This is a genomic window from Micromonospora sp. NPDC047465, assembly GCF_040643125.1.
In the GTDB taxonomy this organism is placed as follows: Bacteria; Actinomycetota; Actinomycetes; order Mycobacteriales; family Micromonosporaceae; genus Micromonospora.
The window spans coordinates 85938-107163 of record NZ_JBEYTP010000019.1 but is presented as its reverse complement, the minus strand read 5'-3'; the positions used below and the strand labels follow the sequence as shown (position 1 = coordinate 107163).

Sequence of the window (21226 nt, the reverse complement as noted above, 5' to 3'; positions counted from 1 at the left end):
CGCGGCCGAGGTGTCGCCGCACGGGCAGGGACGACGGCCGGGGCAGCCAGGTGCGCCGGCCCTGTTCACCCCCGCCCCGCGAGCGCCTCACCCAGCGGGGTGCGCCGGTAGAGCACCGTGCGGCCGGTGCGGGCACGGGCAACCAGCCCGGCGTCGCGCAGCACCGCCAGATGGCCGCCCACCCCGCCCAGGCTGGCCCCGAGCTGGGCGGCGAGCTGGCTGGTGGTAGCGGGCGCGGCCAGCGCCCGCAGCACCGCCGCCCGCCCCTGTCCGACCAGCCGGTCCAGCGCGTCCTCCGGCCGGGCCGGGTCGGGCGGCCCCAGCAGTTCCGCCACCCCCGAGGCTCGGTAGACGACGGCGAACGGCCACGGCGGGTCGACGTAGGTGATCATGGTGCCGAAGACCGTGGGGACGAAGAGCAGCCCCCGGCCGTCGAGTCGGCGGACGCCCGGGTCGCCGTCGGCGACCTCGATCGCCCCGACGGCCCCGCCGGGCGCCCACCGCAGCCGGGGGTCCAGGTCGGCGACGGCCGCCCCCCAGCCGTACGCGAGGAGCCGGCCGGCCCGGTGCAGCAGGTCCCGTTCGAGGACCGCGCGCAGGCGGGGCCAGTCCGGCTCGACCAGGGTCGCCCAGGCGGCCTCGATCGCGTCGGCGAGCAGGTCCACCACATGGGGCGAGTCGTAGATCCGGCGAGCGTACGCCGGTGGGGTGCCGCGTGGACCGGCGAGGTTGCGGGCCAGTTCGCCGCGGGCCTGCGCGAGCGGGGTCGCCCGCACCACGGCCAGTTCGTCGGCGAAGTCCCGCCCGGTGCCGTCCGGTGGCGGCTGGATGAAGTCCGCGTTGTAGCCGCCGCGGCGCAGCAACGCCAGCAGCGCGCCCACCGCCGGCAACTCCCGCCGCAGCCGCTGGTACCCCGGTCGCGCCCGGGCCACCCACGGCGCCAGCACGGAGGCCGGGTTCTGCCCGGCGCAGAGCCGCAGCGCCGCCACCGCCTCGCCCAGCGGGGAGATGGCGTAGCGGCTCGCCGCCACGTCGGCCAGGGTCACCTCGATCCGCACACCGCACCTTTCGTCCGACAACGAAAGGATAGGCCGGCCACCGGAACGGCCCGCACGATGCCCGGGTGACCACCACCTCCACCAGAACCGGTGCCGGGCGACCCGCCGCCTACCGCGACGCCTTCGCCGTCGCCGAGTTCCGGGTGCTCCTCGGCAGCTTCGGCGTGTTCATGATCGGCGAGACGGTGAAGATGCTCGCCCTGTCCGTGCTCGTCTACGAGCGCACCGGCTCGGGGCTGCTCGCCGCCCTGGCGTACGTGACCGGGTTCCTGCCCCACGCGCTGGGTGGGCTGTTCATGCTCGCGCTCGCCGACCGGTGGCCTCCGCGCGCGGCGATCGTCGGGTACGACCTGCTCCGGCTCGCCCTGGTGGTGGTCCTCGCCCTCGGCGCGCTCTCCCCGGCAGGCATGCTGGTCCTGGCCGCGGCCGTCGGCCTGCTGGCCCCGGTCGGCAGCGCCGCGCGCTCGGCGCTGCTGCCGGAGGTGCTGCCGGGCGACACGTACGTGCTCGGGCGGTCCCTGCTCACCGTCGCGGCGGGCGGCACCCAGGTGGCCGGGTTCGCCCTCGGCGGGCTCCTGCTCGGCTGGATCGGCCCGTACGGCGCGCTGTGGGTGGCCGCCGCGACGTGTGCCGTCTCGGCCCTGCTCGTCCGCGCCGGGCTCGCGGCGCGACCGCCCCGGGCGGGACGGGACGGTTCCGGGGCGGTCCGGGAGACCTGGCGGGTCAACCGGGCGCTGCTCGCCGACCGGCGGATCCGCGGGCTGCTGCTGGCGCAGTGGCTGCCCGGCTCGCTGCTGGTCGGGGCGGAGGGCGTCGCCGTGCCGTACGCCGCCGGTCTCGGGCCGGACGCCAGCGCGGGCGTGCTGTTGATGGCCGCCGCGTCCGGGATGCTCGTCGGGAACCTGCTGGTCGGGCGGTTCGTCGCCCCCGCCCGCCGGGAGGCGTGGACACCCTGGCTCTCGCTGCTGCTCGGCGTACCCATGCTGGTCTTCGTGGCCCGGCCGGGCCTGTGGCCGGCGGCGGCCCTCTTCGCGGTGGCCACCGCGGGCTTCGCCTACCAGCTCGGTCTGGCCCAGCGGTTCCTCGACGCCGTTCCGGAGGCCCGTCGCGGTCAGGCCTTCGGGCTGCTCGGCGCCGGCCTGATGGCGGCCCAGGGCCTGGCCGCCGCGGCCGGCGGCGCCCTGAGCGACGTGCTGCTTCCCGGCGCGGTGATGGCGCTGGCCGGTGGCGCGTCGCTCGCGGCGACGCTGGCGCTGTGGCGTGTCCTCTCGCCGCCACGGTGAAGGTCGATCATCGAGATTGGTCTCTGGCTATACCCGCCCGCGACTGGTAGAAATTTTGCAAGGCCGTTCACCTGCCGGCAAAATTCTTCCTCACAGTGAGGCTTCGATGACGATAAGAAGGATCATGGCGAGCCTCACGGTCGCCGTCGTCGGTTCGGTGGGGGCGGTGACCCCGACCTGGGCGGCCCCCACCGAGGACCGGACCGTCAGCTACCGCGGCTACCAGGTGGCGGTACCCGCCGGCTGGCAGGTCGTCGACCTGGCCGAGGACCCCCATGCCTGCGTCCGGTTCGACCGGCCCACCGTCTACCTGGGCCACCCCGGCGACGAGCCCTGGTGCCCCTCCGGTCTGGTCGGGCGCACGGCGGGACTCGTCATCGAACCGATCGACGCCGTCACCGCCGACCGCCTCACGGCGGACACCGCCGTCACGACGAGCGGCCGGGCGAGCGTGGACGCCCCGCTGTCGCGCGACGGCACCATCCAGGTCGCGGTACGCGACGCCGGCGTCCTCGTCACGGCCGCCCACACGCCGGACACCGAGGCGACGGTCCGCCGCATCCTCGCCTCCGCCAGCCTCGGTCGGGGCGCCACGCCGGCGCCCCTGGACCCCGCGCGCACGGCCGCCGGGCCGACCTCGGTGGCGCCGCTGGCGGCGGCCGGTCCCCAGCCGGGCACCTACACCGGCAAGGGCTTCGACACGTGCACCGCCCCGGCCCAGTCGACCATGGACGCGTGGCGCAACAGCTCGCCGTACCGTGCGGTCGGCATCTACATCAGCGGCGCCAGCCGGTCCTGCACCCAGGCCAACCTGACGGCGACCTGGGTGACCAACCAGACCAACAAGGGCTGGCACCTGATCCCCATCGAGCTGGACTACCAGGCCCCGTGCGGCACCCGCACTCCGAAGATGTCGTACGACCCGGCCACGGCCCGGTCGCAGGGCGCCACCCGGGCGGCCAGCGCGGTGAACGCGGCCAGCGCGCTGGGCATCCCCGCCGGAAGCGTGATCTACAACGACATCGAGCACTACCCGTCGAGCGAGTCGTGCAAGGCGGCGGTGCTCTCGTACCTGTCCGGCTGGACCGAACGGCTCCACGCGCTCGGCTACCTCTCGGGCATGTACTCCAGCGGCTCCTCCGGCGTCCGAGACCTCTGCGCCGCCTACGACGACCCCCGGTACACCCGCGTCGACCACCTCTTCTTCGCCTGGTGGAACGGCGTGGCGGACACCGACGCCGGCAGCTACTGCCCGGACGGGCACTACGCCAACCATCAGCGGATCCACCAGTACACCGGGGACAGCTACGAGACCTGGGGCGGGGTGCGGATCTACATCGACCGCGACTACCTCGACGTCTCGGCCGGAACCACGCCGCCGCAGGAGTTCAGCGTCACGGTCGACAACACCACCGCGGGTCGGTTCACGGCGAGCGCGAACTGGGGGACCTCGACCTATTCCAGCCAGCGGATCGGTCCCGACTACCGGTTCGCCGACCCGGTCTCCGCCAGTGACGTGGCCTGGTACAAGGCGAACCTCCCCGAGACCGGCGCGTACGAGGTCTCGGTCTGGTACCCCGCCTCCTCCGGCTACAACGACTCGACCCCGTACATCGTGGCGACCACCGGCGGCAACCAGTCGGTACGGGTCAACCAGCGCCTCAACGGCGGCCGGTGGGTGTCGCTCGGCGTGTTCACGCTGGCCGCCGGCGACGGCGACAAGGTCGGCGTGAGCCGGTGGACCAGCGGCACGGGCTACGTCGTCGCCGACGCGGTCCGCATCACCCGCGCCTGAGGCAGGCTCCCGGCGACCCGCCGGTCCACCGGCGCCGTGCGCTCGCGCGGGATCACAGTGAACGCCGCCGCTTCGGGGTTCGTGGACACTGATGCCAACGCCGGCTGGCTGCGCGGAAACCCTGAGGCCGAGGCGTACGCGGCCGGCCGGGCGGCGCTGGGGCGAGTCGGTCAGCCGGCGGGCATCGCCGACGTGGTCGCCTTCCTCGCTTCCGACGGTTTCCCGCTGGATCACCGGTCAGCTGGTGGACGCCACGGGCGTGGCCGACCTCTGACCGACCGTTCGCTGGTCAGCGGCCGGGGCGGGTGGCGACCATGGCGTCGTGCAGCTCCTCGGAAGTGGGGACGGGGGGCAGTGCGGATGCGAAGCCCTCCGGATGGCAGGCGTCGAGCAGTAGCGCCACCAGGCGCCGCCACGCCCCCGGCGCCGACTGCCGGGTGGAGCGCAGCACGCCGGCGTTGGCCATCAGGAACAGCATGACGTCGGCGCCCGTCACGTCGGAGCGCAGCTGGCCCTCCTGCTGGGCGCGCCGGATCAGGGCATCCAGTGCGCCCAGCGCCCGGGTCCGGGGTTCCTCCATGCCGGGCGAGTTGGGGAAACAGGCGGTGAAGCCTTCAGTCACCGCTCGGTCGGCGGCCTGCATCGCACACACCCGCTCGACGAAGTCGCGGAAGGCGGCCCCGGGGTCGGGTGCCCGAACGGCCTGCTCGGCGAGGTCGGCCAGCTCGTTCAGCCGATCGGTCAGTACCGCCTCGATCAGTGACTCCCGCTTCGGGAAGTGCCGGTAGAGGGTGGCGATGTTGACCTCGGCCCGCCGGGCCACGTCCTCGAGCGGTGCCTCCAGCCCGCGCTCGCCGAACACGGCACGGGCTGCCGCCACGACGCGTCCCCGGTTGAGTTCGGCGTCCCTCCGCAGCCCCTTACCAGATCTCATGACCCAATCCTACGAAGTGAAGGGTGCCCTGCGCTTCTGGTACGGTTGGCGCACCGCTTAACCGCAGGGTTCCCTTCGTTTTGTGGAGAGTTACGTTGAAGATCGTTCTCTGGGTCGCCCAGGGCCTCCTCGCCGTCCTGTTCGCCGGGGCGGGCGGCATGAAGGTCGTCATGGCCAAAGACTCGCTCGTCCCGTTGATGCCGTGGGTGGTCGACTTCTCTTCCGGAATGGTGAAGGTGATCGGCGTCCTGGAGGTGCTCGGCGCGGTCGGGCTGGTCCTTCCCGCCCTCACCTTGATCGCGCCTGTGCTCACTCCGATCGCCGCCACCGGTCTCGCCGTTGTCATGCTCGGCGGCGGGATCGTGCACATCGGCCGGGGAGAATACCCCCACAGCATCGGCAACCTGGTGGTGCTCGCGTTGGCGGTGTTGGTCGCCTGGGGCAGGTTCGGCCCCTACGCCCTCGCTGCCCGGAACTGGGGGTAGCCACCGGCCGGTAGGCGAGGCCCGGCCGCCGACACCCCACCTGGTGCCGGCCGGCAGGTCGGGCAGGTCGGACCGGGGCCAGGGCCGACAGCGCCGGTCACGGAGACCGGTACGCCACCCATCCTGGCCTAGTTGCTGCGATTGCTGGCGTCGAGGGCAGCCTGCTCCACTCGCTGGCGGTAGTCCAGCCACCATGACTCGTCGGCGGGGGGCAGGTTGTCGTTCCTGGGCAGCAGCCCGGCCGCGCCATCGATGAGTTCGCGCACGATGTCAGCGTGGCCGGCGTGCCGTTGTGTTTCCGCGATGACGTGGACCAGGACGCGGTGCAACGTGACCGCTGCATCGCCCCACCACGGCACGCGGCCTACCTCATCCAGCGCAACGGCTGCAATGGTGGTGTCGGCGTGGGCGATCGCGCGACGGTACAGTCCGACGATCTCCTCGCGGGTCTCATCCGCGGTCGCCCACATGTCGGCATTGGTCTCCGTTCCGTCGCCGACGTACGGCAGCTCCTGCTCGAACGGTCGGCCGAACACGACGCCGAAGTAGAGGATCTCCATGGCCGCCGAGTGCTTCACCAGACCGAGCAAGTTGGTGGCGGTCCGGGTCAACGGGCGGCGAATGTCGTATTCGCTGAGCCCGTCGAGCTTCCACAGCAGCGCGTCGCGGCCGCCCTTCAAGTAACTGTGCAGGTCTGCCTTCATCGCGGCACTATGGCATCCGGTTGGGTGTCGGCGCTGCCCGGACGATCCACGGAGCGCATGATCGGCAGGACACGCCCTAGCCCTCCGCAGCGCCGTTGAGTGGCTTGCGCCAGACCGACACGTGGCTCTCGCTGTCGGACGTGAAGGGAGCGCCGTTCCAGTCCGCCACCCGCTGCTCCAGCGTCAAGCCGGCCAGCCGCGCCATGAGGTCGCACTCGGCAGGCCAGATGTAGCGGAAGTTGCTGTAGCCGTAGCGCGTGCTCCCGTCGTCCAGCCGCCAGTAGTGGTGAGAGGTCCCCTGCTGCGTGACCATGTCGTAGGTGTCGAAGCCGACGTGCCGGTCGGTCACCTCGAACGGCACCGCCGCCTGCCCTGGCGGGAACCGCCGGATGCCTGGCACCCACAGTTCGACGACGAAGCGACCACCCGGCGACAGGTGCCGGGCTGCGTTGCGGAAGCACTGCACCTGCTCGTCCTGAGTGCGCAGGTTGCCGATGCTGTTCCACACCACGTACACGAGCGAGAACTGGCCGGGGACGGTCGTCGTGGCCATGTCACCGACGACGACCGGCAATTCCTCCGCGGGCACCTTGCGCCGCAGCTGGTCGGCCATCGGCTGCGACAGCTCGATCCCGGTCACCGGGATGCCTCGGGCGGCGAGCGGGATCGCCACCCGACCCGTACCGATCGCGAACTCGAGCGCGGGGCCGGAGCCCGCCAGCCGGGCGAGGAAATCCACGGCGGGGTCGAGCACCTGGGGGGCGAACATCTCGGCCGAGCTGTCGTCGTACCGCTCCGCGGTGTCCTCGTCCCACAGATCGCTGCTCGTCACGGGCGCGAGCCTGCCCGCTTTCCCGTGGTCTTGCCACCCATTTTCGAAGAGGCCACGACCACGACCGCCTCCCGGCGGCTGAAGCCGGCCACCACACCTCATCCCCGACCGACCCCCGCCGCCGCATCACCCACTGTGGACTGCCTCGTGTCCCGACGGTCGTCACACACCGCTTCCCGTGCAGATGCTGTTCGGATTCGCTGACCCGGTCCTCGCGATCGCGCGGTTTCTGCACAACGAATGAGGGCGGTGGGAGCGCCCGCGCCGACGGCCCGGTTGACGTCCGGCGCGGGCCCAGGCCCTGACGAAAGTCAGGGGTGGTTGCTGTCGATCGGATCCTGTGATGGCAGGGCGCGGATTCGTAGCGTGGCCGATGTCAATCGAGATGATCGGAGCACGCCGTGCGGGCGGATAGTTTCTGCTGGTGGCGGGGGATCGTTCTGGCGGCGGCCACGGGCTTGGCGGTTTCTGCGGGTTCCGGTCCCGCGCAGGCCGCCGATGCGGGCGACGACGCCGTGGATGCCGGGGCGGTGGAGCGGGTCGTGGAGGACTTCGCAAGCAGGGCCGGCTACCCGGGGATCGCCGTGGCGATCACCAGGGGAGATCAGGTGCTGCACGTCGGCGGTCATGGTCACGACGCGTCCGGCGCGGCGGTAACCGCGACGACGCCGATGCCGGTCGCGTCCGTCAGCAAGTCGTTCACGGCCCTGGCGGTGATGCAGCTGGTGGAGGCGGGGAAGGTGGAGCTGGACGCGCCCGTTCGCCGGTATCTACCGGACTTCCAGATCGACGACGCCCGCGGGGCACGAGTCACGGTGCGGGAGTTGCTGAATCAGACCTCCGGGATCACCGACCGCACGCTGCGGGAGAAGAGCCTGCGGCAGCCGGACTCGCTCGCGGCCGCGCAGCAGCGGGCGCGCGCGGCCACCTTGGCGGCCGATCCCGGCACCAGGTACGCGTACACGAACACGAACTATCACCTCGCGGCGCGGCTGGTCGAGGTGGTCTCCGGGGAGCCGTTCGCGGACTACCTGCGTGATCGGGTGTTCGAGCCGGTGGGAATGCGGTCCACCATCAGCATTGATCAGACCCCGGGCGATCTGCCGGAGCAGGTGCGTGAGGGTTACGTGTATGCGTTCGGGGCGACGGTCCCGGCGACCGAGCCGAAGCGGTTCGTGGCGGGCTCTGACGGGGTGATCGCCACCGCGGCGGACATGGCTCAGTGGCTGATCATGCAGAACAGCGGCGGCGTTGCGGCCAGCGGTGCGCGCGTGGTTTCCGCATCGAGCATCACCGCCATGCACACGCCGTCCGGCTCGGGTTCGACCTACGGCCTGGGCTGGGATCGCGACGACAACGGCTGGGTCCGCCACAACGGCGTGTGGTTCACCTTCACCGCCAGCCAGCTGCTGTTGCCGTCTGGCTATGGCATCGCGGTGCTGGGCAACAGCGGTATCGGCCTGGGCAACGAGGGCACCGATCAGCTGGCGGACGCCATCGCGGAGCTGGTGGCCGGCGGCAGCCCGCAGGCGCCTGCGGCCCTGCGGCTGATCATCGACCTCGTGCTGGCCGGCTTCACGTTGCTCAGCTTGGCGTTAGGCGTACGCAACCTTCGCCGCAGCGGCGAGTGGGCACGCCGGTTCGCCGTCAGGCCGTTCTGGCAGCCGGTCATGCGGCTGGTGCCACGGCTGGTGCCGTTGGCGTTGCTGGTGATGCTGCCCGACCTGCTCGGTCAGGTCGTGGGCGGCGGACGAGACGTCACATTCGTGCAGTTGGCGTACTACACGCTGCCGCTGGTCGTCTGGACGGCGGTCACTGCGATCACCAATGCGAGCGTCATGATGACTCGGGTCTGGGCTCTGGTTCGGGCCCCCCGTGCTGCGAGCGGGCATGCCGCGTCCGTTGGGGTCGTCCCGGCCGAGATGCTCGCCGGGTAACGCCGATGCTCGTGACGAGCACGGCGGGCGGGGAGCACCGTCACAGCCTCACTCTCCCGCGAGGCGGCAAGCGGCCTGAGTCGTCGCGCTCTGTCGGCGGCTCTGTCTACTGGTGGCACGGCCCCGTTCTGCTCGTGCAGTGCGGCATGATGGGCGCTCATGGGCACCGCCGATCCGTATGTGACCGTCACGGAGCCGACGTTCGTGGCACGGTTCTTACTCGATCTCGGCACGGAGACCGAGGAGTCGGTAGCCAACGTGGATGCCTTCGTCGATCTTCCTGACGGTTCCAGTTGGGCGCTGACGATCTTCACCGTCGACGAGGTCCGCCGCCTGCTCGAGAAATGGAAGAAGACCGGTGAAGCCGCGAACGGCAGTTACTTCTGGGCCGTTGACCAGCTGATCGTGCCCGAACCGGGAGTGCCGGCCATGACCACGGCTATCCGAGAACTCGTTCGCAGCGGGGAGATACAAACCGTCGGCGTGCGATGCGAGTATCCGGACTGAAGCCGCCGGTGTGTCCACGAGGGGTGACGGCTCCGACGGGCGCCGTGCACGGGTGGCGGAAATAGGATGACCAGGTCGGGCAGGCAGGCACGCCACCGCATCAACTGCTCCGACCGCGGCAACCGCGCTTTCAGCCGGGCCCGCCGCACGTCATCCCAGGGTCCCTGGGAGGTGTCGCACCACCCGGGTGCTGCCCTTGCAGTCGGCTGGACAGTTCTCGTGGTAGTTCGCGGACTGCTTGGCGCCGGCGAGGAGATACGACAGCCCTACCAGGTTGTCGTCCTTGAGCAGCAGTGCCTCGGCCTCGATTTCCTCGAAGCGCCGCTGCTCGGTCAACAGCCAGCCAAGCTGCCGGTACGAAGAGTTGTGGCCCGGCTCGGCCAGCGTGTCCCGGACGAGCTGAGTCGCCTCCTCCAGGCGGCCCTGTGCCGCCAGCAGCCGCACGCGAACGTGCCCCTCGCCCGCGTCAACGGCAGCCTGGTAGGCGGCTACCGCCTCGTCGGTGCGGCCCAGCTTCTCCAACAGCGCACCCAGCGGCCATCGACGAACACCCTCCCCGCCGATCGCTGACCGATAGGCACGGACCGCCTCGTCCAGCTGGCCCGCCCGGGCATACACCTTGGCCAGCCGGGCGCCCGCCGCCGCGTCACCAGCCGCGATTGCCATCTGGTACTCGCCGATGGCCTCGTCGATCCGGCCGGTCTTGGCGAGCAACGCGGCGAGACGGGTCCGGGCTTCCGGCTCACCCGCCTCCACCGCCGCCCGCCACCCGGCGATTGCCTCGTCGGTCCGGCCCGCATCCGCCAGCACGCTCGCGAGGCCGCCGTACGCCCGAGGCAGACCCGCCTCGATGGCCGCCCGCCAATGCGCCTCCGCCTCCTCGACTCGGCCGTCCTCCATCAGCAGGTCGGTCAGGCGTTCCACATCCAGCCGGCCCCCGCCGCTGGCCCGGGCTTCGAGAATCGAAATCGCCTCGTCCACCCGCCCCTGCTCGACCAGCCACTCGGGGCGATCGTCCGGGTCAATCGGCTCGTCGAACATGCCGGCACGATACGACAGTGGTGCTCTGCGAATCAGTCGATTTCCTCGGCGTCGCTCAGGTCTTCGAGCCGTATCGGCCGGTGCTGAGCAAATATCACCGCCAAGCCGTAAGGGTCGCAGACGGCAAAGCGTCCCTCCTGGAAGTGCAGGACCCATTCGCTGTCGGTGTAGAAGTTGAGCTGTGGGTTGTCCAGCGAAAGCTCCTCGGCAAGGACCTCCCGGTAGGGATCGAACTCCTCCTCGGCCAAGCCGAACCAGGCCGGATCGGTCAGCATCGTGGCGTGCACGAAGCGAAGCCCTGCCATCAGGTAGTGATCGACGTCGTCGAGCACGTGGGCGATCATTGGCAGATCGACGCGGTCGAGGTCGTCGACGCCGTTGAGCAGGATGTTGACCGCGATCGGAAGGCGGTAGGCCGAGCTCGTAGCCGGCTGTTGGAGGCTCCATATGGAGAGATCGCCGGGCCCGCGTTCGAGAGTCAGTAGGCCGATGCCAGGACGAGACACGGTCGTGGTCATGTCGACATCCTCCACCCGAGCCAGCCGTCGAACTGTGGGCTCGGCTGAGCGCTGGCGTGAAAACTGCAAAGGCAAGGAGGAGAACTCCTTGCCACTATTAACATATACCGCACCCCCGGGCTTGCGGCAAGACCCCGGTCGTGGCGCACAATCGTCGGCCGAGCGCAAGAATCGGCACATTATGGGGGAACGCATGTTTGATGTGATCATCGCCGGCGGCGGCCCGACCGGCATGATGCTGGCGAGCGAATTGCGTCTGCACGGCGTCAACGTGCTCGTGCTGGAGAAGGAGGCCGAGCTGCCGCCGTTCGTGAGGTCGCTCGGGCTGCACGTGCGCAGTATCGAGGTGATGGATCAGCGAGGGCTGTTGGAGCGGTTCCTCGAAGCCGGCAAGCAGTACCCGATCCGTCCCGGCGAGATCCGGGGATTCTTCGCGGGCATCGAAAAGCCCGCTCCCAGCGGGCTGGACACCGCGCACGGATACGTACTCGGTATTCCGCAGACGCTCACCGACCGGCTGCTCGCCGAGCACGCGGCCGAAGTCGGAGTTGAGATCCGGCGCGGCTGTGCAGTGGTCGGGCTGGAGCAGGACGACGACGGCGTGACCGTCCACCTGGGAAATGGAACTGCGACGCCGTTGCGGGCGCGGTTTGTCGTCGGCTGCGACGGTGGGCGCAGCACGGTTCGGAAACTGCTCGGGGTCGGATTCCCCGGCGAGCCGTCGAAAATCGACACGCTGCTGGGCGAGATGGAGGTGACGGCGTCCCCGGACGACATCACCGCAGTGATGACCGAGGTACGCAAGACCGAGAAGCGGTTCGGGATCGGGCCGTCGGGCAAACCGGGGGTGTTCCGGGCGGTCGTGCCGGCGGAGGGCGTGGTCGAAGACCGGTCGGTGCCGCCGACGCTCGCGGAGTTCAAGCAACAACTGCGCAGGTACGCCGGCACCGACTTCGGCGTCCACTCCCCCCGCTGGCTGTCGCGCTTCGGCGACGCGACCCGCCAGGCCGAGCGCTACCGGGTCGGACGGGTGTTTCTGGCCGGGGACGCCGCACACGTCCACCCGCCGATGGGTGGGCAGGGGCTCAATCTCGGGATCCAGGACTCGTTCAACCTGGGCTGGAAGCTGGCGGCGGCCATCAACGGCTGGGCGCCGGACGACCTGCTGGACAGCTACGAGTCCGAGCGGCATCCGGTGGCCGCCGACGTGCTGAACAACACCCGTGCACAGATGCACCTGACGACCAACGAGCCCGGACCGCAGGCCGTTCGGCAGTTGTTGACGCAGCTGATGGACTTCAACGACGTCAACCGGTTCCTGATCGAGAAGATCACGGCGATCAGCATCCGGTACGACTTCGGTGAGGGCCATGCCCTGCTCGGGCGGCGGCTGCGTGACGTCCAGCTGAAGCATGGGCGCCTGTTCGAGCTGTTGCGCACCGGCAGGGGGCTGCTGCTCGACCAGACGGGGCGGCTTTCGGTGGACGGCTGGGCCGACCGGGTCGACCACGTCGCCGACATCAGCGAGGAGTTGGACGTACCGGCGGTACTGCTCCGGCCGGACGGGCACGTCGCGTGGGTCGGCGAGGATCAGCAGACGCTCGAGGTCACGCTGGCCAAGTGGTTCGGCGCCGCAGGAACTCCTACGGCCGGTTGAGGGACGCTCTCGAGGATCGCGGCGCCAGATCCGCCTACAGCGTTCCTCGGCGATGGGGTCAGCATCGTGCGGCGGGGCCGTCCGGGTGGACGCAGCAGGCTGGGCATGCGCGGCCTGGGCGGTGGCAATCCCGACCGTGTCGATCAGCCGGCGCCGTTATCGGCTGGTGAGACTCGGTTGGCGCACGGTAGCTTGCCGCCCGTGACCGACTGGATCAAGATCTTCGACGACGACTGCCGCGTTCCACCAGGGCGTGAGCTGAACGAACTGACCGCGGAACTGGCGCAGTGCCTACGCGATCCGGACCCGGGCATTCGGGACGGCCATCCGTACGTCGTGCTGCGCACCTGGATCGAACGCGACGTCATCGCCGGTGACCGCCGTGAGCAACTCGGCGACGAGATGGCCGATCGGTTCACCGACCCGCGCACCGAGGCCCGTACCTTCGCGCCCCTGGTCCTGGACATGATCGTCAGTCGGGGAGACTTCCGTCCGCGCTGGCTCGACGCCTTCAGCCGCTGGTATCCGGCAGAGACGGACCTGCGGGGATACCACCCGCGGCTGGGCTGGCTGCACGCGGTGGCGCACGGCGCCGACCTGCTCGGCACCTTCGGCCGCCACCGTGACGTCGATCCCGCCGCCATGCTCGACCTGGCGGGCGCCCGGCTGCTCGCCCGCACCGACCACCTCTGGGCCGAGCGTGAGGACGACCGCCTCGCCCGCGCCGTCGCCCTGGCTCTGACCCGCCCGGAGCTCACCGCCGCAGCGTCAACGAGCTGGCTCGACCCGATCACCGCCGACTTCCGTGCCGTGTCCGCCTCGACCACACCCACGTACGTTTCCAACGCGCTGCGCACACTGCGGGCGCTCTACGTCTTCGTCGATTGCGGCATACGGGTCCGACCAGACGGTCCCCGGCAGCAGATCACCCACCGCCACGAGGTCAAGCAGCGGCTGGTCGACGTTCTGGAAAGCGACGCCAAGGCCATCGGCTGAACGCGTGGCGGACCAGGCGCACGTGACGGACTACGGGCTGCGAGGTCGTGGTCCTCGGCACCAGTCAACCGCGAGGTCCGCTCGTCCCTGAGGACCCGCTGGTGAGCTCCTCAGCTCAGGCTGATGACGGGCCGGGTCAGGATCTCGTGGGCGTACCGGTCGTCGGAGGCGAGCCACTGGCCGAAATCCTTGTCGCGGTAGGCAGTCGCGAGCGTGAGCCAGCCCAGGAAGAAGCCGCTGCCGCCACACGTGGCGCCGCCGCCGTCGCCTCCGCACACGATGGTCCGCTCGGTGGTCGCCTCATGCTTGTAGGGATCCTGCCCGATCGCCAACCCCCACAGGTTCGCCTCGCGGTGCGCGCCGGTCTTGTGGTCGTACGGGTAGCCGTCGTTGGGGCAGTCATCGCCCCAACGGAACAGGGTTGTCGCGCCGGCTCCACACGCCCACTCCCACTCATCCGCAGTGGTCGTCCGCAAGCCGATGTTCGCGAGCCCGGCCATGGCCTCGTCGTGGGAGACCTCCCGGGTCGCTCGGGCCCGCGCTACCTGCCCGGTCTGGTCGAACTCGACCGTCAGCCCGCCACCAGATCGGAATATCTTCACCCCGCCGCGCCGACTCCCGGTCGACGCGACGAGTTCGAGTACCCGAGGGTCGTCCGGCGCCAGCGGAATCTCGCACGGGTCGAACGCTTCCACCGCAATCAGCATCGCCGGCATCTCGGCGCTGCGTACCGGCGAGGTCATCGCGTCGACGTACTCGGCCAGCGGTGGAAGACCGTACTCGCCGGCGCTGTCGGCGTAGCTGGCAGCCTGCTCCGGAGCGGGCCGGAATCGGGCCGCGTCGTAGCCGAGAGTGGGCCGGCCGCCGGGTACGAGAGCGAATCGCATCCCGTCACGGTCGAACAGCGCCATCCGGTGCGACCGCCCCGCGTACGCCGTGTCCTTCAGGCCGACGACGGTCAGGTCGTGTCGGTCGGCGATGTCCTGGGCCATCCGACGGGCAGCGCCGTCAGACAGGTCGTTCCACTGCGCGAAACCGAGGTCGGCGTACGGCACCGCGCAAGAATAGAGCCGCAGGCGCCGATCGCACAGTGAGCCGGCCTCCACACCTGACCACCAGGCGCACGAGGCGGGGGCACCTGGAGGATCGGGCGGGCTCAGGCAACATGCGTGAGGTAGCCGGCGAGGGCCTCGTCGAGCACCTCCCGGCCGGGCCGTGCCCACACCTCCTCGGCAAAGACCTCCACCTCCACCGGTCCGTCGTACCCGGCCGCGTCCACGGCCTCCCGAAACCGGCGCAGCTCGACGCAGCCCGTGCCGGGCAGCCCCCGGCCGAGCAGCACCCCCGCCGGCAGCGGCGTCACCCAGTCGGCGATCTGGAAGCAGGCGATGCGTCCCTCCCGGCCGGCCCGCGCGATCTGCGCCCACACCTGGTCGTCCCACCAGAGGTGGTACGTGTCGACGACGACGCCCACCGCTTCCGCCGGATACGGCGCGACAAGGTCCAGGGCCTGACCGAGACTGGCGACCACGCACCGGTCCGAGCAGAACATCGGGTGCAGCGGCTCCACGGCGAGCCGGACCCCTGCGGCCCGGGCGTACGGCACCAACTCGCCGATCGCGTCGCGCACGTGCGCCCGGGCACCGTCGACGTCCCGGCTGCCGTCGGGCAGGCCGCCGGAGACCAGCACCAGCACCGGCGCGCCCACCGCCGCCGCCTCGTCGACGGCACGCCGGTTCTCGTCGAGCCAGCCGGGAGTGCTGAAGAACCCACCGCGGCACAGCGACGTGACGGTCAGGCCCGCGTCCCGCACCAGCGCCGCGGCCGGCTCGACCCCGTACGCGGCCAGATCCTCCCGCCACAGCCCCACCCCGGACACCCCGGCGTCGACGCACCCGGCGACGAGATCCGGCAGCGGCCACCGCTTCGTCGTCGCCGAGTTGAGCGCGAACCGCTTCACTGCGCCACCCCCGCCGTGGTCATGAACGCCCGCGCGCGGTACGCGGCCAGCTCGGCGTCGGGCAGCAGCCCGGCCGCGTCGGCCAGCCGCAGCAGCCGGCCCAGATGCACCGGCGACCGTCCCGACTGGAGACCACCGACCATCGTGAAGTGCTCCTGGTGACCGGCGAGCCAGGCCAGGAACACGATGCCGGTCTTGTAGTAGAAGGTCGGGGCGCCGAACAGGTGCCGGGCGAGCGGCAGCGTCGACGCCAGGATCCGGTCGTACGTCGCCAGGTCACCGGTGTCCAGCACGCGCAGCGCGGCGGCGGCCGGGGGCGCGATCGCGGCGAGGACGCCGAGCAGGGCGTCGGAGTGACCCTCGCCGTCGCCCCGGATCAGGGCCGGGTAGTTGAAGTCGTCGCCGGTGTAGAGCCGTACCCCCGCGGGCAGGCGCCGGCGCAGCGCGACCTCGAAGTCCTCGTCGAGCAGCGACAGCTTGACGCCGTCGACCTTGCCGGTGTGCGCGCCGATCAGCGCGAGCACGGTGTCCGCGGCCCGCGCGGGATCGGCGTCGCCCCAGTAGCCGGCGAGGGCCGGGTCGAACGCCGGGCCGAGCCAGTGCAGCACCACCGGGCCGTCGGCGTCGGCCAGCAGCCGGCCGTAGACGTCGAGGTAGTCGTCGGCGGACCGGGCCGCGGCGGCCAGGTGGCGGCTGCACATGAGTACCGGCCGGGCGCCGGCGTCCTGCACGTCGGCGAGCTGCTCGGCGTACGCCTTGCGGATCTCGTCGAGCGTGGCCGGGCCGGCCGGCAGCTGGTCGGTGGCGACGCCCGCGCAGATCGCGCCGCCCTCGGCCCGGGCTGCCGCCGCCGAGCGCCGCACCAGCTCGCGCGCGGCCGGATAGTCCATGCCCATGCCACGCTGGGCGGTGTCCATCGCCTCGGCGACGCCGAACCCGTACGACCACAGGTGCCGGCGGAACGCCAGGGTCGCGTCCCAGTCGACGGCGGCGGGCGTGCCCGGCACGTTCTCCGCGCGGGGGTCGGCGACGACGTGCGCGGCGGCGTACGCGACCCGGCTGGTGAAGCGGGCGCCGGGCGTGACGTGCTCGCGCCCGGCGCCGGAGAGGGTGAGCGGCCCGTCGGGCAGGTTGACGGTCCGGGTCACGGCCGCAGCTCCGTGACCTCGACGCGCCGGCCCTCCCGCGCCGACTGCAGGCCCAGCTCGGCCAGCTGCACACCCCGCGCGCCGGCCCACAGATCCCAGGTGTACGGGGCGTCCTCGGCGACGTGCCGCAGGAACATCTCCCACTGCGCCTTGAATCCGTTGTCGAACACCTCGTTGTCCGGCACCTCCTGCCACTGCGCGCGGAAGTCGTCGGTGGACGGCAGGTCCGGGTTCCAGACCGGCTTCGGGGTGGCGGCCCGGTGCTGGACGCGACAGCGACGCAGGCCGGCGACCGCGCTGCCCTCGGTGCCGTCGACCTGGAACTCGACCAGCTCGTCCCGGTTCACCCGGACGGCCCAGGAGGAGTTGACCTGCGCGACGATGCCGCCGTCCAACTCGAAGATCGCGTACGCGGCGTCGTCGGCGGTCGCGTCGTAGGGCTGACCGTCCTCGGCCCACCGGCGCGGGATGTGGGTGGTGACGTGCGCGGTGACCGCCCGGACCGGCGCGAAGATCTGCTCCAGGACGTAGTGCCAGTGCGGGAACATGTCGACGACGATGCCGCCGCCGTCGGCGGCCCGGTAGTTCCAGCTCGGCCGCTGGGCCTCCTGCCAGTCGCCCTCGAAGACCCAGTAGCCGAACTCGCCGCGCACCGACAGGATCCGGCCGAAGAACCCGCCCTTCACGAGCCGGTCGAGCTTGCGCAGGCCGGGCAGGAAGAGCTTGTCCTGCACGACGCCGTGCCGTACGCCGGCCGCGTCGGCGACGCGCGCCAGCTCGACCGCGCCGTGCAGGGTGGTGGCGACGGGCTTCTCCGTGTAGATGTGCTTGCCCGCCGCGACGGCGAGCCCGATCGCCTTCTCCCGTTCGCTGGTGACCTGCGCGTCGAAGTAGATCGAGACGTCCGGTCGCGCCAGCGCGGCGTCCAGGTCGGTCGTCCAGTCGGTCAACCCGTGCCGGGCCGCGACGTCGCGTAGTTTGGCCTCGTTCCGCCCGACCAGGACGGGTTCCGGCCAGAGCCGGCTCCCGTCACGCAGCGGTACGCCGCCCTGCTCTCGGATCGCCAGCAGTGACCGGACCAGGTGCTGCCGGTAGCCCATCCGCCCGGTCACGCCGTTCATCACGATGCCGATCGGGACACGTGCCGTCATCGTCCCACCTTCCTCAGGGGTCATCTCCGGCACCCGGGCCGGCCGGGTGCCGCACACTGCCCGTCCCCGGCGGGAACGACGGCCCTGCCGTCGTCCCCGCCGGACCGGTTCAGGCCGGGGTTCCGGTCACCGTCAGGTGACGCAGCCGGCCGATGTTGTCGAACGAGCCGAAGCCGACCCGTCCGGAGCCGAACGTGGTGTCCTTCGCGGTCATCAGCGGGTCCTTCCTCCCGTCCACGTAGACCGCGATCTCGCCGGTGGCCGGCAGGTGCACGACGCGCACCTTGTGCCAGTCGGCGTCGACGATCGCCGGGTTCGCGCCGCGCGACCGACCGTTCCACTGGTGGTCGATGCGCTGCCGGTCGGCGTTGTTGACCTTGAAGATGCCGTTGTGCGGCAGGATCGTGTTGTCCGTCGACAGGTGGGCGTAGTAGAACTCGGTGTCCGAGCGCCAGCCGAAGACGATGATCACGTCCCGGTTGCTCACCTCGACCGGCGTGTCGAGCCGGACGTCGGCCTCGATCTCCACGGACGACCACTGCGGCCCGTCGGTCACCACCGCGTACTCGAACGGACGGCGCGGGCCGGGCCGGCTCACGCCCGCCTCGGCGAGGATCACCTCGTCACGGTCGAACTGCCACTTCGACGGGGTCACCGGCGCCCAACTGTCCGGGCCCGAGGGCTTGTGCAGCTTGGTGCCGCCGACGTCGCCGCCCGCGAACTCCCGGGTTCCGGTCACCTTCCAGATCTTCCCGTTGGCCTTGGCGAGGAGGTAGAGCCCGCCGGCGGCGTCGGTGCCGAAGCGCAGGTCGACCCGCTCCGGGTTGCCCGGGGCGCCGGGGCCGGAGAGGTCCTGCATCCGCACCGGGTCGCCGGCGGCGTTGAAGAGCGCGAGGCGGTGGATCGTGGCCATCTCGTGGCCCTGCCGCATCTCGTTCGCCTCGGTGTAGAGGACCTGCCCGTCGACCAGGTCGCCGAAGACGTACTTGCCCTTCAGCGCGGGCAGTTCGTTGCCGCGGTAGACGAACCCGCCGGCCACCGCGACACCGACGTCGGAGGTGCAGTTCCAGCCGGGCGCCGGGTTGTGGTCGTACGCCGCGACCGGGTACGTGTAGCCGAAGTCGGCGTCGTCCGGCGGCAGCGGCAGGAGCTTGTCGCAGGCACTCCCCGCCTTGTTGAAGACGAACGCGCCCTCCCGCTCGCTCCAGCCGAAGTTGTCACCGGCGCGCACCTCGTAGATCGCCTCGATGGCGTGCTCGCCGATGTGGCCGAGGAACATCCGGCCGGTGGCCGGGTCCCAGCTGAACCGGTGCGGGTCGCGGAACCCGACCGCGTAGATCTCACCCAGGGCGTCGGTCCGGCCGACGAACGGGTTGTCCGCCGGGATGCCGTACTGCCCGTTGGCCGAGTCGGTGCCCTGCGGGTCGATGCGCAGCAGCTTGCCGTGCGCCATGCCCAGGTTCTGCGGCTCGGTGTTGCGTACGCCGGTGCCGCCGTCGCCGACGGCCAGGTACAGCAGCCCGTAGTCGCGCTGGCCGGGCCGCGCCGTGGGGTTGAAGTTGATCTCCTGGATGCCGTGGACCTGGCCGGCGAAGCCGATCCGCAGCATCTCGCGGCGGCTGCCGGCGAACGTGTCGGCAGCCGGGTCGGTCGCCGTCCACTCGGTGATCACGCCGTGGAAGATGCTGTTGGCCTGGGCGTGGTCCGGCGCCTTGGTGGCCAGCGACGCCTGTTCGGTGTGGATGGTGTAGAAGCGGCCGTTGGTGCCGAACTCGGGGTGGAACGCGACGTAGCCGAAGCCCTGGCCGAGCCCGCGGCCGGAGAAGAACTGCGGCGCGAACGTGTCGGCGACGTCCAGATAGACGTGCGGCACGCCGTCCCTGAGCAGGTAGAGATGGCCGTTGAGGTCCGGCACGGCACGCCGGCCGGAGCCGTCGGGCAGCTCCATGATGGTGTTGATGCGGGCGGTACGCATCAGCCGCTGGTCGGTCGGCGCCGGGATGGGGAACGACTGCGGGAAGCTGGCGTACTCGGTCAGGACCAGTCCGAGCCGGGACTGGCTGGGCATCTCGACGACCGGGTCGTAGACAGGGTCGGCGGCCCGGGCGGGGCCGACTACCAGGGTGGACAGGACGAGGGTGGCGGCGGTCAGCCCGGCCGTCAGCGCGGATCTGCGGGTCTTGCGGACACTGCGCACGCGGGTCTCCTTCCCGGTGAGGCGGTGCGGAGGGTGGTCAGCGGGCCATGTAGCGGTACTGCTTCTCGACGTCGGACGCCGAGACGACGGTGTCGAGGAACATCAGGGCGTCCATGCGGCAGTCGCACGGGTTCCGCTCCAGCGTGTCCTGCGGGAAGCTCCCACCGATCTTGATGCCTCGCGGGTCCGAGGCGGTGGTGACGTGCGGGCCGGGGCCGGACACGAGCCACGGGTCGTCGGTGCGGGTGTGGAAGCCGTCCACCGGCTGGCCGTTGCAGTAGAGCGCCAGCGCGCCGGTGTTGAAGTCGAAGGTGGCCGCGAGGTGGACCCACTCCCCCTTCGGCAGCAGCGTCCGCCAGTCCTCCCTCGCCGCGAAGGTCTGCGAGTTGCCCCCGTCGAGGCGCCGGCCGAGCGCGACCAGCCGCAGCTCGCCGTTGACGTCGATGAGCTCCAGCAGCGCCCGGACGCCGTGGCCGTCCGAGTCGCCGGTCAGCACACCGGCCAGTCCGATCGCGTTGAACCGGTCGGCCGGGTTGGCGGTGGTGGAGTTGGGCGCCGGGGCGTCCATCTCCATCTTGAACCAGCCCATCACGGTGGTGCCCTGGGTGCCGGCGAAGGGGCGCAGGGTGCGTACGCCGCTGGCCGACCAGATGCCCGCCTTCCAGTCGTCGTTGCCGGCCTGGGCGGGGTTCACCTGCCGGGTCTGCAACGCGTTGCCGCTGCCCGGGTAGGCGTGCTCGGCCACGCGCATGTCGGCGCCGCCGTTGACGAGTTCGATCTCGGTGCCGGAGCGGCCCAGGTCCCGCTCGAGCGCCGCGTCACCCTCCGCCGGGTGGTCGAAGTCGTAGAAGGCGACCAGGCTCGATCGCAGGTGGGGATGGACGTCGCGCGGGTTGCTCCGGTCCGCCTGGGCCGGTGGCGCCCCGGCGCCCGCCAGCACGCCGGTCGCCAGTACGGCGGCGGTGGCGACGGCGAGCCGTCTCGTTCTGGTCACCGCGATACACCTCGTTTCAGCTCCGGCGG

The 21226-nt window shown here is 71.2% G+C and carries 18 protein-coding genes and 2 pseudogenes; 8 read left to right on the top strand and 12 right to left on the bottom strand.

The features are described from left to right. Nucleotides 1-65 precede the first annotated feature (65 nt). A complete protein-coding gene (locus ABZ793_RS18965; protein ID WP_350710674.1) occupies nt 66-1058 on the bottom strand; it encodes a helix-turn-helix domain-containing protein in 993 nt (330 codons plus the stop codon). 65 nt (nt 1059-1123) lie between these two features. Between ABZ793_RS18965 and ABZ793_RS18960 the strand changes: the two genes are divergently transcribed. The 3 genes and pseudogenes from ABZ793_RS18960 to ABZ793_RS18950 all read left to right on the top strand — a co-directional run. Continuing rightward, nucleotides 1124-2341 (top strand): MFS transporter, encoded by a 1218-nt coding sequence (locus tag ABZ793_RS18960; RefSeq protein ID WP_357458754.1) that lies wholly within the window; start codon nt 1124-1126, stop codon nt 2339-2341. A 649-nt stretch (nt 2342-2990) separates the two neighbouring features. Next, nucleotides 2991-4136, top strand: a pseudogene (locus ABZ793_RS18955) (glycoside hydrolase domain-containing protein); the annotation flags it as partial. Nucleotides 4137-4172: 36 nt separating this feature from the next. After that, nucleotides 4173-4343 (top strand): annotated as a pseudogene (locus tag ABZ793_RS18950) (SDR family oxidoreductase); the annotation flags it as partial. A gap of 82 nt (nt 4344-4425) precedes the next feature. Here ABZ793_RS18950 and ABZ793_RS18945 read toward each other — a convergent pair. Continuing rightward, nucleotides 4426-5070, bottom strand: a complete 645-nt coding sequence (locus ABZ793_RS18945; protein ID WP_350703359.1) for a helix-turn-helix domain-containing protein — start codon at nt 5068-5070, stop codon at nt 4426-4428. A 95-nt stretch (nt 5071-5165) separates the two neighbouring features. On the opposite strand from ABZ793_RS18945, the gene ABZ793_RS18940 reads away from it, so the two are divergent. Next, the gene (locus ABZ793_RS18940) at nt 5166-5555 is read left to right on the top strand and encodes a DoxX family protein (protein ID WP_357458751.1); all 390 of its coding nucleotides are present in this window, start codon (nt 5166-5168) and stop codon (nt 5553-5555) included. 128 nt (nt 5556-5683) lie between these two features. On the opposite strand, the gene ABZ793_RS18935 is transcribed toward ABZ793_RS18940, so the two are convergent. Beyond that, nucleotides 5684-6259 carry a DinB family protein gene (locus tag ABZ793_RS18935; RefSeq protein WP_357458748.1) on the bottom strand — a complete coding sequence of 192 codons (576 nt, stop codon included), beginning with the start codon at nt 6257-6259 and terminating at the stop codon, nt 5684-5686. A gap of 76 nt (nt 6260-6335) precedes the next feature. Further along, nucleotides 6336-7091 carry a class I SAM-dependent methyltransferase gene (locus tag ABZ793_RS18930; RefSeq protein ID WP_357458746.1) on the bottom strand — a complete coding sequence of 252 codons (756 nt, stop codon included), beginning with the start codon at nt 7089-7091 and terminating at the stop codon, nt 6336-6338. A 401-nt stretch (nt 7092-7492) separates the two neighbouring features. On the opposite strand from ABZ793_RS18930, the gene ABZ793_RS18925 reads away from it, so the two are divergent. After that, complete coding sequence (locus tag ABZ793_RS18925; RefSeq protein WP_357458744.1) at nt 7493-9028, top strand: serine hydrolase domain-containing protein; 1536 nt, start codon at nt 7493-7495, stop codon at nt 9026-9028. Between the two features lie 159 nt (nt 9029-9187). Beyond that, entirely contained in the window at nt 9188-9535 is a 348-nt protein-coding gene (locus tag ABZ793_RS18920) for a hypothetical protein (protein WP_357458741.1), read from the top strand. A 150-nt stretch (nt 9536-9685) separates the two neighbouring features. Here the strand turns inward: ABZ793_RS18920 and ABZ793_RS18915 are convergent, their stop codons facing one another. Both ABZ793_RS18915 and ABZ793_RS18910 read right to left on the bottom strand, forming a co-directional pair. After that, entirely contained in the window at nt 9686-10576 is an 891-nt protein-coding gene (locus tag ABZ793_RS18915; RefSeq protein WP_357458738.1) for a tetratricopeptide repeat protein, read from the bottom strand. A 32-nt stretch (nt 10577-10608) separates the two neighbouring features. Further along, the gene (locus ABZ793_RS18910; protein ID WP_357458736.1) at nt 10609-11094 is read right to left on the bottom strand and encodes a hypothetical protein; all 486 of its coding nucleotides are present in this window, start codon (nt 11092-11094) and stop codon (nt 10609-10611) included. A gap of 193 nt (nt 11095-11287) precedes the next feature. Between ABZ793_RS18910 and rox the strand changes: the two genes are divergently transcribed. Both rox and ABZ793_RS18900 read left to right on the top strand, forming a co-directional pair. After that, the gene (gene rox / locus ABZ793_RS18905) at nt 11288-12751 is read left to right on the top strand and encodes a rifampin monooxygenase (protein WP_357458805.1); all 1464 of its coding nucleotides are present in this window, start codon (nt 11288-11290) and stop codon (nt 12749-12751) included. A 105-nt stretch (nt 12752-12856) separates the two neighbouring features. Then, nucleotides 12857-13747: a DUF2785 domain-containing protein gene (locus tag ABZ793_RS18900; RefSeq protein ID WP_357458734.1), complete on the top strand. Its 891-nt coding sequence runs from the start codon at nt 12857-12859 to the stop codon at nt 13745-13747. A gap of 110 nt (nt 13748-13857) precedes the next feature. Here the strand turns inward: ABZ793_RS18900 and ABZ793_RS18895 are convergent, their stop codons facing one another. The 6 genes from ABZ793_RS18895 to ABZ793_RS18870 all read right to left on the bottom strand — a co-directional run bounded on the left by ABZ793_RS18895 (nt 13858) and on the right by ABZ793_RS18870 (nt 21197). After that, entirely contained in the window at nt 13858-14853 is a 996-nt protein-coding gene (locus ABZ793_RS18895; RefSeq protein WP_357458732.1) for a hypothetical protein, read from the bottom strand. 50 nt (nt 14854-14903) lie between these two features. Beyond that, entirely contained in the window at nt 14904-15707 is an 804-nt protein-coding gene (locus ABZ793_RS18890) for a sugar phosphate isomerase/epimerase family protein (protein ID WP_357458729.1), read from the bottom strand. Further along, on the bottom strand, nt 15704-16855 hold the full coding sequence (locus ABZ793_RS18885; protein ID WP_357458727.1) for a DUF993 family protein: 1152 nt from the start codon (nt 16853-16855) through the stop codon (nt 15704-15706). The genes ABZ793_RS18890 and ABZ793_RS18885 overlap by 4 nt, the downstream gene beginning before the upstream one ends. Continuing rightward, the gene (locus tag ABZ793_RS18880; protein WP_357458724.1) at nt 16852-18006 is read right to left on the bottom strand and encodes a Gfo/Idh/MocA family oxidoreductase; all 1155 of its coding nucleotides are present in this window, start codon (nt 18004-18006) and stop codon (nt 16852-16854) included. The genes ABZ793_RS18885 and ABZ793_RS18880 overlap by 4 nt, the downstream gene beginning before the upstream one ends. Nucleotides 18007-18115: 109 nt before the next feature. Beyond that, the gene (locus tag ABZ793_RS18875; protein ID WP_357458721.1) at nt 18116-20203 is read right to left on the bottom strand and encodes a PQQ-dependent sugar dehydrogenase; all 2088 of its coding nucleotides are present in this window, start codon (nt 20201-20203) and stop codon (nt 18116-18118) included. Between the two features lie 37 nt (nt 20204-20240). After that, on the bottom strand, nt 20241-21197 hold the full coding sequence (locus tag ABZ793_RS18870; protein WP_357458719.1) for a LamG-like jellyroll fold domain-containing protein: 957 nt from the start codon (nt 21195-21197) through the stop codon (nt 20241-20243). Nucleotides 21198-21226: the final 29 nt, after the last annotated feature.

What these genes read in the sequence shown, in the direction of transcription:
- ABZ793_RS18945 (WP_350703359.1), bottom strand. Translation starts at nt 5,070, where the DNA reads ATGAGATCTGGTAAGGGGCTGCGGAGGGACGCCGAACTCAACCGGGGA.
- ABZ793_RS18935 (WP_357458748.1), bottom strand. Translation starts at nt 6,259, where the DNA reads ATGAAGGCAGACCTGCACAGTTACTTGAAGGGCGGCCGCGACGCGCTG.
- ABZ793_RS18920 (WP_357458741.1), top strand. Translation starts at nt 9,188, where the DNA reads ATGGGCACCGCCGATCCGTATGTGACCGTCACGGAGCCGACGTTCGTG.
- ABZ793_RS18915 (WP_357458738.1), bottom strand. Translation starts at nt 10,576, where the DNA reads ATGTTCGACGAGCCGATTGACCCGGACGATCGCCCCGAGTGGCTGGTC.
- ABZ793_RS18910 (WP_357458736.1), bottom strand. Translation starts at nt 11,094, where the DNA reads ATGACCACGACCGTGTCTCGTCCTGGCATCGGCCTACTGACTCTCGAA.
- rox (WP_357458805.1), top strand. Translation starts at nt 11,288, where the DNA reads ATGTTTGATGTGATCATCGCCGGCGGCGGCCCGACCGGCATGATGCTG.
- ABZ793_RS18900 (WP_357458734.1), top strand. Translation starts at nt 12,857, where the DNA reads ATGCGCGGCCTGGGCGGTGGCAATCCCGACCGTGTCGATCAGCCGGCG.
- ABZ793_RS18880 (WP_357458724.1), bottom strand. Translation starts at nt 18,006, where the DNA reads ATGACGGCACGTGTCCCGATCGGCATCGTGATGAACGGCGTGACCGGG.